15 protein-coding genes and 1 pseudogene are annotated in these 14,261 nt (G+C 44.8%); 8 read left to right on the top strand and 8 right to left on the bottom strand.

What is annotated here, in order from left to right:
• Positions 1-320: 320 nt before the first annotated feature.
• A complete protein-coding gene (locus QUB30_RS05840) occupies positions 321-2,531 on the top strand; it encodes a peptidase domain-containing ABC transporter (RefSeq protein WP_333330433.1) in 2,211 nt (736 codons plus the stop codon).
• 271 nt (positions 2,532-2,802) lie between these two features.
• On the opposite strand, the gene QUB30_RS05835 is transcribed toward QUB30_RS05840, so the two are convergent.
• From QUB30_RS05835 to cimA, 6 genes and pseudogenes are all read right to left on the bottom strand, one after another.
• Positions 2,803-4,158 carry a serine/threonine-protein kinase gene (locus QUB30_RS05835; RefSeq protein ID WP_333330430.1) on the bottom strand — a complete coding sequence of 452 codons (1,356 nt, stop codon included), beginning with the start codon at positions 4,156-4,158 and terminating at the stop codon, positions 2,803-2,805.
• Positions 4,159-4,201: 43 nt separating this feature from the next.
• On the bottom strand, positions 4,202-4,327 hold the full coding sequence (locus tag QUB30_RS05830) for a hypothetical protein (protein WP_333284270.1): 126 nt from the start codon (positions 4,325-4,327) through the stop codon (positions 4,202-4,204).
• Positions 4,328-4,628: 301 nt separating this feature from the next.
• Positions 4,629-5,021 (bottom strand): annotated as a pseudogene (locus QUB30_RS05825) (PDDEXK nuclease domain-containing protein).
• On the bottom strand, positions 4,993-5,493 hold the full coding sequence (locus QUB30_RS05820; protein ID WP_333330534.1) for a PDDEXK nuclease domain-containing protein: 501 nt from the start codon (positions 5,491-5,493) through the stop codon (positions 4,993-4,995). Before QUB30_RS05820 ends, QUB30_RS05825 begins: the two are co-directional and overlap by 29 nt.
• Before the next feature lie 54 nt (positions 5,494-5,547).
• A complete protein-coding gene (locus QUB30_RS05815; RefSeq protein WP_333330427.1) occupies positions 5,548-5,676 on the bottom strand; it encodes a hypothetical protein in 129 nt (42 codons plus the stop codon).
• Positions 5,677-5,838: 162 nt separating this feature from the next.
• Positions 5,839-7,452: a citramalate synthase gene (gene cimA, locus QUB30_RS05810; RefSeq protein ID WP_333330424.1), complete on the bottom strand. Its 1,614-nt coding sequence runs from the start codon at positions 7,450-7,452 to the stop codon at positions 5,839-5,841.
• Positions 7,453-7,569: 117 nt separating this feature from the next.
• On the opposite strand from cimA, the gene QUB30_RS05805 reads away from it, so the two are divergent.
• Complete coding sequence (locus tag QUB30_RS05805) at positions 7,570-7,908, top strand: 2Fe-2S iron-sulfur cluster-binding protein (RefSeq protein WP_333330421.1); 339 nt, start codon at positions 7,570-7,572, stop codon at positions 7,906-7,908.
• Positions 7,909-8,060: 152 nt separating this feature from the next.
• A complete protein-coding gene (gene thiO, locus QUB30_RS05800; protein ID WP_333330418.1) occupies positions 8,061-9,158 on the top strand; it encodes a glycine oxidase ThiO in 1,098 nt (365 codons plus the stop codon).
• Between the two features lie 79 nt (positions 9,159-9,237).
• Here the strand turns inward: thiO and QUB30_RS05795 are convergent, their stop codons facing one another.
• Positions 9,238-9,705, bottom strand: a complete 468-nt coding sequence (locus QUB30_RS05795) for a hypothetical protein (RefSeq protein ID WP_333330415.1) — start codon at positions 9,703-9,705, stop codon at positions 9,238-9,240.
• A gap of 444 nt (positions 9,706-10,149) precedes the next feature.
• On the opposite strand from QUB30_RS05795, the gene QUB30_RS05790 reads away from it, so the two are divergent.
• Positions 10,150-10,929 carry a methyltransferase domain-containing protein gene (locus QUB30_RS05790; protein WP_333330412.1) on the top strand — a complete coding sequence of 260 codons (780 nt, stop codon included), beginning with the start codon at positions 10,150-10,152 and terminating at the stop codon, positions 10,927-10,929.
• Positions 10,930-11,021: 92 nt separating this feature from the next.
• On the top strand, positions 11,022-11,357 hold the full coding sequence (locus QUB30_RS05785; protein ID WP_333330407.1) for a cupin domain-containing protein: 336 nt from the start codon (positions 11,022-11,024) through the stop codon (positions 11,355-11,357).
• A 272-nt stretch (positions 11,358-11,629) separates the two neighbouring features.
• Here the strand turns inward: QUB30_RS05785 and QUB30_RS05780 are convergent, their stop codons facing one another.
• On the bottom strand, positions 11,630-12,328 hold the full coding sequence (locus QUB30_RS05780; protein ID WP_333330404.1) for a Crp/Fnr family transcriptional regulator: 699 nt from the start codon (positions 12,326-12,328) through the stop codon (positions 11,630-11,632).
• Between the two features lie 45 nt (positions 12,329-12,373).
• Between QUB30_RS05780 and QUB30_RS05775 the strand changes: the two genes are divergently transcribed.
• The 3 genes from QUB30_RS05775 to psb34 all read left to right on the top strand — a co-directional run bounded on the left by QUB30_RS05775 (position 12,374) and on the right by psb34 (position 14,147).
• Positions 12,374-12,892, top strand: coding sequence for a CdiA C-terminal domain-containing protein (locus QUB30_RS05775; RefSeq protein ID WP_333330401.1), 519 nt, complete (start codon positions 12,374-12,376; stop codon positions 12,890-12,892).
• Positions 12,867-13,910 (top strand): thiazole synthase, encoded by a 1,044-nt coding sequence (locus QUB30_RS05770; RefSeq protein ID WP_333330399.1) that lies wholly within the window; start codon positions 12,867-12,869, stop codon positions 13,908-13,910. Before QUB30_RS05775 ends, QUB30_RS05770 begins: the two co-directional genes overlap by 26 nt.
• 69 nt (positions 13,911-13,979) lie before the next feature.
• Positions 13,980-14,147: a photosystem II assembly protein Psb34 gene (gene psb34 / locus QUB30_RS05765; protein WP_015177107.1), complete on the top strand. Its 168-nt coding sequence runs from the start codon at positions 13,980-13,982 to the stop codon at positions 14,145-14,147.
• Positions 14,148-14,261 lie beyond the last annotated feature (114 nt).

Raw genomic sequence — 14,261 nt, 5'->3', positions numbered from 1 at the left:
AACAAGATGGAGTTTGAATCCAAAAAATTAATCTACAGAAGTCTGTCCTCTGGCTGCAATCGGTTTGAAGACTTTGTGCTGTTGAATCCGGGGATTTTGGCAGAAACAAACCTACCTGCAAGCGCCTATTTTTAGGAGACAGCTAGGCAAGAAAACACGCCCTAGCCCTTCTCCGATCTCGAACTCATTTTTTGTTTAAGTTCCGTTAATTCAGTTAGAGAACTGTGAAAAAAGCGAGCACCCATAATTTTATGGGTGCTTTTTACTGATTTGCCAGGCGGCGGTGGGTATTGTTCTTTAGGCTCTACTCATTTGAAAAAATGCTAAAAAACATCCCATTTTTCCCCGGAATACCATTCTACGGAAAAACAAATAATTCTCTGAAATATCAGGTTGTGCTCCAGCAGAGCGAAGAAGATTGTGGCGCGGCTTGTCTGGCTTCGATAGCTAAATTTTACGGACAGAATTTTACAATTAGCCGCTTGCGAGAATTGGTCGGTACGGGCCAGCAAGGGACGACTTTACTGGGCTTGAAACAAGGGGCTGAGGCGATCGGCTTGAATGCTCGATCGGTGCGAGCAGCCGCTGCAATTTTAGACAAGCTCGATGATGCCCCTCTACCGATGATTATTCACTGGAACGGCTATCACTGGGCAGTTTTGTATGGGAAGCAGGGCAACAAATATGCGATCGGCGATCCGGCTGTCGGTATGCGCTATGTTTCTAAAGCAGAATTAGCAGCAGCTTGGACAGATTGGCTGTGCTTGCTAGTAGAACCCGATCCGCAACGGTTTTTTGCCGCAGCAGAGGGTCAACCCCCCGCCAATTCCTTCCAAAAATGGATGCGCCGGATTGGGATTTACCGCCAGATTTTAGTGGAAGCATTTTTGCTGAATGCAGTGTTGGGTTTGCTGTCGATTTCTTCGCCTTTTCTAGTTCAACTGCTCACCGACGACATCCTGGTGCGGGGCGACAGACAACTCCTGGCGAGTGTGGCGATCGCAGTTATAGTTATGAACCTTTTTAGCAGCAGTTTAGGATTGGTACAGTCTAACTTAATTGCTCAGTTTTCCCAGCGTTTAGAGTTGGGATTAGTGATGGAATTTGCGCGCAAATTCCTGCGATTGCCTTTGAGTTTTTACGAAACCAGACGCAGCGGCGAAATCGTCAGTAGATTACAAGATATCCAAGAAATCAATAAATTAGTTTCTCAAGTCGCTATCAGCTTGCCCAGTCAATTTTTTATAGCTGTAGTTTCTTTTATTTTTATGTTATTTTACAGCAAGGAATTGACGCTGGCAGCTACAGTGATTGCTGTGTTAATGACTGCCTCTACAGTGGTGTTTCTGCCCGTTTTGCAGCACAAAACGCGCAGTTTATTTGTGCTGGAAGCAGAAACTCAAGGCGTTTTAGTAGAAACTTTTAAAGGCGCGCTGACTGTCAAAACTACTAGCAGTGCCCAGGAACTTTGGGAAGAATTTCAAAGCCGCTTCGGCCGCTTAGCAAATCTCACTTTCCGCACTACGCAAATTGGCATTCTCAACAATATATTTTCCGGTTTTATTGCCTCGGCGGGCAGCATCACTCTGCTGTGGTTGGGCAGCGGTTTGGTAATTGACAAGGTATTGAGTATCGGTCAGTTGCTAGCGTTTATTAGCATGAATCAAAACGTTACTACTTGGGTGACTTCCTTAGTCGGATTTTCGGATGAAATGACTCGCGTCCAGACAGCAACTCAACGGCTTTCGGAAGTTATCGACGCTGAACCGGAAACTAAAAACGATAGTAATAAACCTTTTGTAACGGTTCAAGACCGCGACGGTATTGTTTGCAAGGGTGTTAGTTTTCACTACCCCGGCAGACTTGACTTGCTGGAAAATTTTTCCGTCACGTTTCCCGGCGGTCAAGCAATTGCTTTGATCGGCTATTCCGGCTGCGGAAAAAGTACGCTTGCTAAAGTAATTGCTGGTCTGTATCCGCTGCAATCGGGTAATATTAGAATTGGCGGTTACAACTTGCAGGATTTGTCTCTCGACAGTCTGAGACAGCAGGTGGTTTTGGTTCCTCAAGAAGCACATTTTTGGAGCCGTTCGATTCTCGAAAATTTTCGTTTGGGCAGTCCAGATATCAGCTTTGAACAGATTGTGAAAGCGTGTAAAATTGCGGGTGCGGATGAATTTATCAGCCAATTGCCTGATAAATATCAAACAGTTTTAGGGGAGTTTGGAGCGAATATTTCTGGCGGACAAAGACAGAGATTGGCGATCGCCCGCGCCATTCTCAACAACCCACCCGTATTGATTTTAGACGAATCTACCGCAGGGCTTGACCCCGCAAGCGAAGCGGAAGTTTTAGAAAATTTGTTGATGTACCGGCACGGGAAAACGACGATTTTTATCAGTCACAGGCCGCGAGTGATCGATCGCGCCGACTGGATTATCATGTTAGAACGCGGCAGGTTGAAACTGCAAGGATCGGCGGCAAAATTGCGATCTATTCCCGGAGACCATTTAGAGTTTTTGCATCCTTAAGCTGTAGTGCATTTAAATTACATATTGTCTGTTCCCCGTTTCCCGTTCCCTGTTCCCTTTCACCAAATCCTCACACCCTATTTAAATGCACAACAGCTTAAACAAGTGAGAACTTATTAAATCCCCGACTTCTTCAAGAAGTCGGGGATTTGAGTATTCTGTTGTCCTAAATCAATCTGACATATACCATTGTGTAATCCAGTCATCCACCTCACCCGTGCGAGGATTACGCACACAGATTGCTTGAGTCATGGGATGAAACTCTGCCTTCCTAGGGCATTATCTTTTCAGCAAAGCGATATTCTTTCCCTTCCTTAAAGGCGGTAAAACTTTGCCCGTCAGGGCTAAACATTACAGAGAAACTATCTGTATCACCATTTTCGTGCATCAATATGCGAACGTCAATTGATCGTGCCCTAACATTGCTTTTTTTCCAAACACCCCGCCACAAATTACTTGCACTCACAGTTCCGTCGGCGGAAAATCTCCAGGGAACTGGATGGTAAAATCCAGGTTCTGCCCCCACTCGCCACAGGGTGTTGTTCACCATGGAAAATATTTCGTTCACATCAGAAGAGTCTCTAGTCGAGGATGGGGGTGAGTCATTAGCTTGTGGTAGCGAAACTCTGGGTTCTGATGCAGACAAAGAGCCAAGGTTTTTCCCTGTGTATCTAGTCATAGGAGCTTGTTGAGGCACAATCAGTGTTCCAAGCGATGCCATGATTCCAAAAATGACTAGGCTGCCAAATATAACCTTTGTTGGTGTGGAATTTGTGAAATTTAACGCTTTTCCAAGGATACCGTTTTCACGACCCATGTCAATTGGCTGAAGTTCCTTCAACGCAATAGCGGCATTAGGATAGCGGGTTTTAATGCTGGTAGATACCATTTTCTCTAGCCAGTTAACAAACGGATAATTCAATCTCGGTAGCTTCTTTTTAAATTGAATATGACTATGCTCATCGAGTAAATTCCCAATCTCCGTTGATTTTGTTTTTGTCAACAAACAAATTAGTGTCATTCCTAAACTATAGAGATCGGATGATTCTGTCAGTTCACGATTGAATAGTTGTTCTGGTGGCATAAATCCCATTGTGCCTTTAACAACACTGCTAACTGTTGTATCGTCACTTGTGCGGGCAAAGCCAAAGTCTATCAGATAAGCTGCGATCTGTTGTGAACGATTAACCAGAATATTTTCTGGCTTAATATCTCTATGTACAATAGAGGGAGAGTGCTGCTGTAAATAGACAAGAACATTCAATATTTCAACAGCAATTTGCTTAATTTCCTGTGGCTCAAAATGTTGAGCATGAGACAAAGGAACAGCTCTTTTGTATTCCTGAATTAAGCAAAACCCGTTCGCAGTTTCAAATGAATTAAGATATAGGGGGATGTTAGGATGATTAAGCGATTTTAATATCTTAAGTTCTGCTTGATAAGCATTATACCCAGCCCAAGAGGTTGTGCTGGTTGCAAATTGAAATTGCTTGATCGCAACAGCTTTTTGATCTTTTATTTGAATTGCTTTGTAAGTAACTCGACCTCCAGAGCGATTTTCCCCTAGAACTCGGTCAACCTGATATCCTTGAGAACTAAAGTCTGGATACTCATTTGTGGATTGCATATCTATAAAAGTAGGGTAGTATTATGATGACACACTTTAATTTTCAGATGCTTTCACGATTCAGCGTAGTCGAACCAAAATCATTCGCCTCCATCTCCAACTCCATTGCCAGCATTATAATGATTTTTGCCAGCAGCCGATTGACGATTTCGTGAGGTTCTCCTGGCATCCCGATCTCCAATACTCCCTGGCCATAGGCAATGCGAGTTGGGCGATTATCTCCCAAGTCTTGCAGCAAGGTTTCATAGGTTTTCCAGGTTAGCCCTGAAACGATCGTGGCACTACCAGGAGTCCACGATCGCTGCGGTCATGGATTAGCTCTCTAGCGAATGATACTTCTGTTTCTGAGGTACTCGCATTATAGCGGTTCGGGCTGTGTATTTAGATTCCACAGCACGATCGTCGTAAAGTGCGTCGCCATCAATAATCTATCATCAGTAAAATCAAAAATCTGGCAGCAAGCTCGCCTTTCATCGTTCCTCCTCAATTTCCAATTCTACTGCTTCTAACTCAGCTTCCAACTGCTCAACACTTGGCAAACTTCCCTGTAACTGCTCCGGCAAAGCCTCCCGCAATTGATAAGTCGAAACGCCGATCGGTTTATTCATATCCCGCAAAGCATATTCGACAATCTTCTGCTTTTTATTTTTACATAAAATCATTCCAATAGTCGGCATATCATCCCGGTGTTTCAGCAAATCATCCACCGCCAAAACGTAAAAACTCATCTTTCCAGAAAACTCCGGCTTAAACGCTTATACCTTCAAATCAATTACCACAAAACACCGCAAACGTAAATGATAAAACAATAAATCAATATAAAAATCTTCCCCTTCAACCTCCAGATGATACTGACTGCCCACAAAAGCAAACCCCACCCCCCAACTCCAGCAAAAAATCGCGAATGCGATCGATTAAAGCCTTCTCTAATTCTCTCTCTTGTGCTTCCTTCCCTAAACTGATAAAATCAAAATTATAAGGGTCTTTCAACAACTGTTGAGCTAATTCAGATTGCGGGTTGGGGAGAGTGCGAGAGAAGTTCGTATCAGCTTTCCCTTGTCGCCGATACAGCCCGCTTTCTATCTGATGAACTAATACATTTCGACTCCATCCTTGCTCGATAGTTTGGCGTGCATACCACAGGCGTTCCTCTGACGATTTCAGCTTTTCCATTAAGGCGATATTGTGATACCAAGGAATTTGTGCAAGCACCTCTTGCACAAATTGTTCATCCGGGTAAGTTTCCGCAAAACTTCTCATATACTTGAGATTGCGAGGTGAAAAACCCTTCATCTCAGGAAAAGCTTTTTGCAAGTCAGCAGCTAAATTGTCTATAATTTTTGCTCCCCATCCTCGCTGCTGTTGTCGGTTTAAAATATCCCGTCCAATTTACCAGTAAAGCAACACTAATTCGCGGTTGACCGAAATCACAGCCCGCACTTGAGCTTGCAAAATACGTCCCTTAAGTTCCCGCAGAAAATCATGATAATCTTCGGGAATTGGTAAGTTATTCGCCATAAACTAACTCCCGCATATTTTCCAGAACGATCGCCTCTATTTCATCTCACATTTTAAGCTATTATCCAGAACAGGCAAGATGCCTGTTCCACAAAGAGTGATTTTTCTTCTTGTGGGGTGGGAATCCGGCCCGCCCGGTTTTTGTTTGCTATTTTATCATTGTTAATGTACCTTGCAAACTAGGGCGATCGCCTCTTGATTTTCTAGTACCAAACCGTACTCCAAACCTTCAACAACTGCCTGACAAGAAGCATCCAAAATATTACCAGAAACCCCAACCGTCGTCCAGCGGTCTTGACCGTTACTAAACTCAACCAAGACGCGAGTTTTAGCAGAAGTTCCCGCACCGCCGTCGAGAATCCGCACCTTGTAATCTGTCAGGTAAAAATGCGCGATCGCCGGATAAAAATTCACCAAAGCTTTCCGCAAAGCCGCATCCAAAGCCGAAACCGGGCCGTTTCCTTCCGCAGCTTCCAAAATATTTGTACCGTTTACTGACAATTTCACCGTTGCCAAAGCCATACAATCTTCGCCAACCTTATCGCAGTGGACTTGAAATCCCTTAATTTCAAACCACGGCGGCCGTTGTTCCAAGGCTTCCCGCATTAACAATTCAAAAGACGCCTCAGCACCCTCAAATTGATAGCCCTGACTTTCCAAATCTTTCAATTTTTCTAGAATTTGGCGGCAAGCAGGATTTTTGCGATCGAGTTCAATGCCAAAAGTCCGAGCCTTCGCCAAAACATTGCTCAAACCAGCTTGATCGGAAATCACAATGCGGCGACAGTTGCCAATTTTTTCTGGTTCCAAGTGCTCGTAAGTCAGCGGATTTTTCTCAACCGCCGATACGTGAATTCCGCCCTTGTGAGCAAAAGCGGAAAGACCGACAAAAGGAGCACGGTCATCGGGAGCAAGATTGACAATTTCGCTGACCGACCGACTTACTTGAGTTAATCTAACTAATTGCTCGTCTTCAATGCAATCATAACCCAACTTGAGCTGAAAATTAGGAATCAACGAACATAAATTAGCATTGCCGCAGCGTTCGCCGTAACCGTTAATAGTTCCTTGTACCATCTTCACTCCTTCCTGCACCGCAGCCAAAGCATTAGCAACCGCAACTCCAGAATCGTTGTGAGTGTGAATTCCCAACTGGATCGGTAGTTCACGATTTGTTTCTAAAACCTCTAAAACATCGCGAACAACTTGACTAATTTCATGCGGCAAAGTACCGCCGTTAGTATCGCAAAGCACCAGCCATTCTGCACCGGCATCCGCCGCCACTTCTAAAGTTTTAATAGCATAATCTCGATTGTGCTTGTAGCCGTCAAACCAGTGTTCGGCATCGTAAATAACGCGCCTTCCCTGACTCCGCAAATATTCAATTGTATCTCGAATCATCGCCAGATTTTCTTCTAGCGTCGTCTTCAAACCTTCAATAACGTGCAAATCCCACGACTTGCCAAACAGCGTTACCCAGCGAGTACCTGCGGACAAAATAGCCTGCAACATTTCATCATTAGCTGCCGTTGTTCCCGGCCGCCTTGTCGAACAAAAAGCGACTACTTCGGCTTGAGTTAGCGGCTGTTCTTTGAGCCGCCAAAAAAATTGTACGTCTTTAGGATTCGCCCCCGGCCAGCCTCCTTCAATAAAGGGAATTCCTAAATTGTCTAATTGCCGAGCAATTCGCAGTTTATCTTCGAGAGATAAGCAGAGTCCCTCGCACTGAGCACCGTCTCGCAGCGTGGTATCGTAGATCCAGAGCCGATTTGTCATGGGAAATTGCGATCGAGAACTTGGTAATATATCACTTACTATATTAGATGGATTTATTTGAAATTAATGCGATAATATATATGAAAATTAACATAAATCTAACAGGGGTAAATTACTGTGGTCAAGGTACAAGCGCAAGGAAAAACATTTGAGTGCGATCGCGGAGCGAATCTCCGTGAAGTTTTGCTCAAAAACGGCATCGATGTCTACAACGGCAACGCCAAAGTCATCAACTGCCACGGCCTCGGCACTTGCGGCACCTGCGCCGTCAGCGTCGAGGGCGAAGTTTCCGAGTCCCAGTGGCGCGAAAAAGCCCGACTTTCGGTTCCTCCCCATTCTCCCGCATCCAACCGCCGTTTGTCCTGCCAAACCAAGGTTTTAGGCGATATTAAGGTGACAAAATATGACGGTTTCTGGGGCCAGGGATCTGAAACTGTCTGGAAACCCCAAGGATAGATTTTTTGTTAACGAAGGCTGATAGGACGATCGCCGTGCAAGATAATATGTAAGACTTGCGCAAGAATTCTAACTGTAAGGTGCCCCAACCAGCACCTTACCATCAAGAAAGCCCCGAGGTCAAAAAAGTCAGAAAGTCCATATAAAAGTCAATGAATTCATCTCAAGATATTCTGATTATTGGCGGCGGAATAATCGGCCTTTCGCTAGCAGTTGAACTCAAATTGCGAGGGGCTTCTGTCGCCGTTCTCACCGTCGATTCTAAACAACCTACTGCCCGGGCGGCCGCCGGAATGCTAGCCCCGCAAGCCGAACGAATTCCCCCCAGTCCGATGCTCGATTTGTGCTTGCAAAGCCGCGCACTCTATCCCGCCTGGATTGAACAGCTAGAAGATATTACCGGATTGAAAACAGGATATTGGCGATCGGGAATTCTCGCGCCAGTGTGTCAAAATGAGCCTCAAGAAAAGCCACTTTTATCAAACCTTAATTATCAATGGTTGGACGGAGATGCTGTTCACCAGCAGCAGTTGGGATTGGGTCAAGAAGTAATTGGCGGGTGGTGGTATCCTGACGACGCTCAAGTTGACAACCGCGCTTTATTTCGGACGCTTCAGGCCGCAACTAAAGAATTACAAATTGAGATTATTCAAGGTAATGCAGGAGAAATTATTCGGCAGGGAAATCGAGTTTTTGGAGTGGAAACAACGGCAGGAAAATTACAAGCTGACCGTTATGTTTTGGCTGCCGGTGCTTGGTCTGAGCAGTTATTGAATATTCCTGTGTTTCCAAGAAAGGGGCAAATGCTGTCAGTATGCGTCCCAGAAGATTGTGGAGCTATTCAGCCGCTGCAAACAGTTTTATTCGGGATTGGCATTTATCTTGTGCCGCGTCAAGATGGCAGAATTATTATAGGCGCTACTAGCGAAAATGTCGGATTTACTCCCGGAAATACTGCGGCGGGAATGCAAAGTTTGCTAGCAGGAGCTATTAAGTTATATCCAGAATTACAGAATTACCCGATTCTGGAGTTTTGGTGGGGATTTCGGCCGGCTACTCCTGATGAGTTACCTATTTTGGGTGCTAGTGTTTGGGAGAATTTGACATTGGCTGCGGGGCATTACCGCAATGGCATTTTGTTGGCTCCGGTGACGGCTAAATTGTTGGCTGATTTAATTTGCAATCAGAAATCCGATCCGTTATTGGCTGCTTTTGATTATTCGAGGTTTGGATCTTCAGAACTTACTTGAATCTCGCTATGTAGGGTGCGCACTGCGCACCTTACCGCTGTAAGTAGCGCGTCAAACCATTTTTTTGCCTTAGTCCTGATTAGTTCGATTCCTGTTTTTTGGGTTGGTTCAATTCCCTGCATTTAGCGACAGCCAAATCGTAAGCATTTTGGTAATCGCTACCGCCTAACATCAAATCGCCGTAATATTCATAAGGTTGATTTCCATAAACTGGCAGGGGGTCGTCTTCTGGATAATCTTCTTTTGATTCTTCTAGGATTGCTTTGAGTTTCTTGACGCTGAAGCGCTGTACAGGGAAGTAATGAATATCTTGAGCGATTAAACCGAGATGGGGAAAGGTTGGGTCAACAATTCGCTCGTCGAGTTCAATCCAGCTATACTCGATGGGTTTATACGGGGCTCCGGGCACAGCTAAAAATCCTTGGACGTAGATTGCGCCCTCTGTGGCTAACGCTGCTTTACAGGCGTTGTCAAAGCAGTTTTTACGGTTGCTTTTGATGCGAGCAGCCATTTCAATAGAAAGCGTCTCATCTAATAGTTCGGTCATAATCGATTTCTAGTCGCGTGTGCGATTAGATTGTAGCAAACCCGAGCTATCTCCGAGCACAAAAAACGCACGCAATTGCGATCGTTCCTCAAATTCTCGTCTCCAGCAGGTCAAAATTGGCAAATCAGAGGCGGTTTGCCAAAAACGCGGGCGAGGTGATACGGAGTTTGTCGATCGCCCATGTAGCCCGCAAATAACAAGATTTTAGACCAACGTCCGGTTATTGATACGGGGTTGGTGCGGTTGGCGGCGATCGAACTGACGTACCCTACGATATATGATTCTCGATTTTGTAGGATGCGTCAGCCTCTTTAAATCTTTGGGGTAACTGTAAAAATACATGAGGTTGACGCACCTTACAATAAGTTGAATATGAGCTAGATCATAGAAAGATTTAGGATAATTTGGCAAGCTGAGAGTAAGATTAAATAGGAGGTCAATTTAATGACCGATACTGCTCTCAATTTTAAGACTGCACCGGGACATGAAGTGCTCGCGGCGGCTGGCAAGAAAATGCTGAGGCCGGGGGGGAAATTTGCTACGGAACAGTTATTTGGATGGGCGGATTTTCAGCCAGGGGAGACTGTTTTGGAGTTGGCGGCTAGTTTTGGATATAGTTCGATCGCCCTTGCTAAACGTTTTGGCGTAAAAGTAGTGGGAGTTGAGAAAAATCCCGACAGTGTGGCGCGCGCTCGTGCTAATGTTGCAGCAGCCGGTTTGAGCGATCGAGTGGAAATTGTGGAAGGAGATATTTTTCACTTGGATCGGATTTCTCAACAGTTTGATTGGGTGTTGGCTGAAGCTATCCTGACAATGCAGTCGCCGTCGGGGAAAGCTAAAATTGTATCGGGAATTTGCGATCGGCTAAAGCCCGGGGGCAAGTTTATCTCTCACGAACTTTTAGCTAGAAACCGAGAATCAGAAATTCACAAAGCTTTATCCGAAGTGACTCGGGCTAATTCCACGCCTTTGTCTGAGTCGGGCTGGATTGCTGTTTGCCAAAACGCGGGTTTGCAAGTTGAAAAGTGTCAAACCGGGGTGATGGGACTCCTCAACTTGCGGCGAATGGTTGAAGATGAAGGGTTTGTGGGTACTGTGCGGATTTTGTGGAATATTTTAAGCCGATCGCAAATTCGCGATCGTATCTTAGCAATGCGTCGAGTTTTCCAGCATTACCAACAGGATCTAGGCTACATCGTTATCTCTGCCAAAAAACAATCTTAACCGACTCAATCGATTTTCGATTTTTGATGGAAGAAAGTGAAGCCACTGATAAATTCGAGACTTGTGACCAAATTAATTAATTGTCAAAAAATATGACTACTACTCTTTTACCGCTACAATCTTCAGCAATCCAACTCCGAGACGCAATTGAATATCCCGCCGCCGGAGTGCTGAGCAAAATTTTAGTAAAGGACAATAATTGCCAGTCCAGCCTATTTTGTCTGGCTGCTGGCACCGAAATTTCCGAACACAGTTCGGCGCGGAATGCCACAGTTAATGTCATCGAAGGAAAGGGTCTTTTGACTTTGGAAGGTAAGGATATTGTTTTGGAACCGGGCGTATTTGTCTTCATGCCCGCTAAAGCTCTTCACGCTTTGAAAGCTGAAGAAAAATTGGCGTTTATTTTGACACTTTCCGAGGCTAATTAATTTCCGCAATATTGCTTGGGTGGCGGGTTTAATCAACCATAGTTGCCTAAAATCAATAATCTTATAAACCCGCCCAGATTCACAGATTGTCGGGGCGGTTTAATATCGTGAGTAGCAGTAAAATATTGTTGGTGAAACCCGCACTACAAGAATTGGGATATTAACATTTAGTCTATAGCAATCCTTGCAGGAGCAGTATTTTTTTTCCCCCGCCCCAACCCTCCCCGAACCTGCGGGGAGGGAGTAAGAAATTCACAAATGATTTAGGATTGCTATATTTCATCTCCCGAGGCGATATCCTCCAATTTTTCCCAATCCAATACAATAATTTTACCGCCTCGACTGTAGGATACAAACGGCTTCAGTTTCTTAAACAGCCGCACGCATTCTTCGTAGGTGATGCCAATACTGCGAGCAATTTGATAGTAGGGAAAACGTTTTTCTAAACATACGCTATTATCCGCCATCTTCGTACCTTGCTCGACGGCAAAGTAATGAATAAATCGGGCCAGCCGCACGATCGCCCTTTCCGACACCAAACCGTGCACAGTCTCGTGCAGTTGCTGCAACCGCTGGTTGAAAACCGCCAATATTCGCAAAGCAATCTCGGGATTTTCCCGAATTGCTGCTAGCAAAACTTCCCGTTCTGTGGTAAGAACTTGCACATCAGTTTCTGCCGTCACCGTTGCCGGGGCAATGCCGTTGCCTAGCAAAGCAGGTGCAGCAAAAATATCTCCCTGAAATAAAGTGCGGAGAATTGTTTCTTTGCCCGCCAGCGCTGTTTTTGCCACCCGCAGAGAACCGCTCAAAAGAGTGTATAATTTTTCGGGGATGCGATCGCCCTCATACATCACAACTTCTCCCTGTCGGTACGTCCGAATTGCTGTATGTTCTTGCAATCGCTCTAATTCAGTTCGGTTTAAGCTGGCAAATATCCCAATTTCAGCCAGTTGCTCGACAGTTGCTTTCATACATTTAACTCTACGCGATCCGAGTCCATTGAGAATATAGTAACGGTGAATTCAGAATATATCGAGACAAGCAGAGCCATCTATGAAAATGCAGAACCAGAATATCGGCAGCATTATTTTGACGAGGTAGCTGGCGGATTTGTGCTAATTCACCAACAACACAATCTTAATAATTCGGAAACTTTTGTCGCTGAAGTTTTGGCTAAAATGGGAAAGAGAGTTAGACTTTTGAGCGAGCAAGCACCGTCTGGAACTAAAACTCCAGATGCTGAGATTGACGGTCAAATTTGCGAATTTAAGGAATTAACAAAAGAGTCGAGTAATCTAAAAAATAGAGTACAAGAAGGGTTTGGAAAAGCCAAAAATCAAAGTGCAAATGCAGTCATTTTTCACGTAAATATAGAAAATTACGACATTCGAGAGATAGACGAAGGCATCAGGCAAGCCATATATTGGGATGTCAAGCATCTCATGCAAACTATCATTTTGGTTTTCAACAACCAATCTGTTCTAAAAATTACTAGAGAGGAATGGGAAAATGGGCAGCGTTTTTCAAGAATTTGAAGAAATCGTAAATAGCGGTATAAAAAATAATATGCCGCGGGATGCAAGATTGATTATTGTTGGAGAGATCCTCTACGCAGTAACTCGGGACGAACTAACCAATAAAGAAGGTTGGCTGCTAGAAAATATGCTCGGAGGCAGAGAAGAATGGGAAAATGGGCTAGAATATGCTATTTTTGGAGACCCAAAACACGGACACATAGCGCCACCCTTAACTATCTCCGATCGACCTCTGGTTATTGCCGGCAAAACTTTTCATTCTCGCTTGATGACGGGGACGGGAAAATATCGAAGCATCGCAGAAATGCAGCAAAGTGTCAACGCTAGCAGGTGCGAAATTGTGACTGTAGCTGTGCGGCGAGTGCAAACAAATGCTCCCGGTCATGAAGGATTGGCAGAGGCTCTTGATTGGACTAAAATTTGGATGCTGCCAAATACTGCCGGTTGTCAAACTGCGGATGAGGCAATTAGAGTAGCTCGTTTGGGCCGCGAAATGGCGAAACTTTTAGGGCAAGAAGACAATAATTTTGTCAAATTAGAAGTGATTCCCGATGCTAAATATTTGCTGCCAGATCCGATCGGCACTTTGGAAGCAGCAGAACAATTAGTTAAAGAAGGTTTTGCCGTTTTGCCCTACATCAATGCCGATCCCCTGCTGGCAAAACGCCTAGAAGAAGTCGGTTGTGCGACTGTCATGCCTTTAGGTTCGCCCATCGGTTCGGGACAAGGGATCAACAATGCTGCCAACATTCAAATAATTATTGACACGGTAAATGTTCCTGTGGTAGTCGATGCGGGGATCGGAACGCCGAGTGAAGCTGCCCGAGCAATGGAAATGGGAGCCGATGCACTGTTGATTAATTCGGCGATCGCCAATGCCCAAAATTCCCCGGCCATGGCAAAAGCAATGGGAATGGCAGCAGAAGCGGGGCGGATCGCCTACTTAGCAGGAAGAATGCCGGTCAAAGATTACGCGATCGCTTCTTCTCCCGAAACAGGTACTGTCACCTCAAAATAAATTCCTGAATTTTCCTGGGCGCTTTTTTGGTACAGTTGTAAACATCAAAAATATTAAGGATTGTGACTGATGCCTTACATCAAAGATGACGATGGACGCCTGAACAACTTTGCTAAAGAGCCGAAGGTGTATGAAGCCGTACCTCCCAACAAGAACCAGCAACGGAACTATATCATCATGGGAATTGCAGCAGCCATGTTGGTCGCTGGTTTGGTGTTTGTGGCTGCTTCCGTCTAAAAGCTGGGCTGAGACTCAAAGCTGCTTCAAATCGCAATTTTAAATAATCCTTCAGCAAACCATGTTTTCCAACCAATGGAAACATGGTTTTTGTGTTTCAATACAAAGCAGGTA

The organism is Microcoleus sp. BROC3 (genome assembly GCF_036702515.1).
Classification (GTDB): domain Bacteria; phylum Cyanobacteriota; class Cyanobacteriia; order Cyanobacteriales; family Microcoleaceae; genus Microcoleus.
The sequence above is the reverse complement of the archived record's forward strand: the minus strand, read 5'-3'. Positions and strand labels throughout refer to the sequence as shown.

Excerpts from the sequence above, each read along its gene's own strand:
- QUB30_RS05780 (WP_333330404.1), bottom strand. The coding sequence starts at position 12,328 with ATGAAAGCAACTGTCGAGCAACTGGCTGAAATTGGGATATTTGCCAGC.
- QUB30_RS05795 (WP_333330415.1), bottom strand. The coding sequence starts at position 9,705 with ATGACCGAACTATTAGATGAGACGCTTTCTATTGAAATGGCTGCTCGC.
- QUB30_RS05840 (WP_333330433.1), top strand. The coding sequence starts at position 321 with ATGCTAAAAAACATCCCATTTTTCCCCGGAATACCATTCTACGGAAAA.
- QUB30_RS05790 (WP_333330412.1), top strand. The coding sequence starts at position 10,150 with ATGACCGATACTGCTCTCAATTTTAAGACTGCACCGGGACATGAAGTG.
- cimA (WP_333330424.1), bottom strand. The coding sequence starts at position 7,452 with ATGACAAATCGGCTCTGGATCTACGATACCACGCTGCGAGACGGTGCT.
- QUB30_RS05770 (WP_333330399.1), top strand. The coding sequence starts at position 12,867 with ATGGGCAGCGTTTTTCAAGAATTTGAAGAAATCGTAAATAGCGGTATA.
- psb34 (WP_015177107.1), top strand. The coding sequence starts at position 13,980 with ATGCCTTACATCAAAGATGACGATGGACGCCTGAACAACTTTGCTAAA.
- QUB30_RS05830 (WP_333284270.1), bottom strand. The coding sequence starts at position 4,327 with ATGCCAGGAGAACCTCACGAAATCGTCAATCGGCTGCTGGCAAAAATC.
- thiO (WP_333330418.1), top strand. The coding sequence starts at position 8,061 with ATGAATTCATCTCAAGATATTCTGATTATTGGCGGCGGAATAATCGGC.
- QUB30_RS05785 (WP_333330407.1), top strand. The coding sequence starts at position 11,022 with ATGACTACTACTCTTTTACCGCTACAATCTTCAGCAATCCAACTCCGA.
- QUB30_RS05835 (WP_333330430.1), bottom strand. The coding sequence starts at position 4,158 with ATGCAATCCACAAATGAGTATCCAGACTTTAGTTCTCAAGGATATCAG.
- QUB30_RS05815 (WP_333330427.1), bottom strand. The coding sequence starts at position 5,676 with ATGGCGAATAACTTACCAATTCCCGAAGATTATCATGATTTTCTGCGG.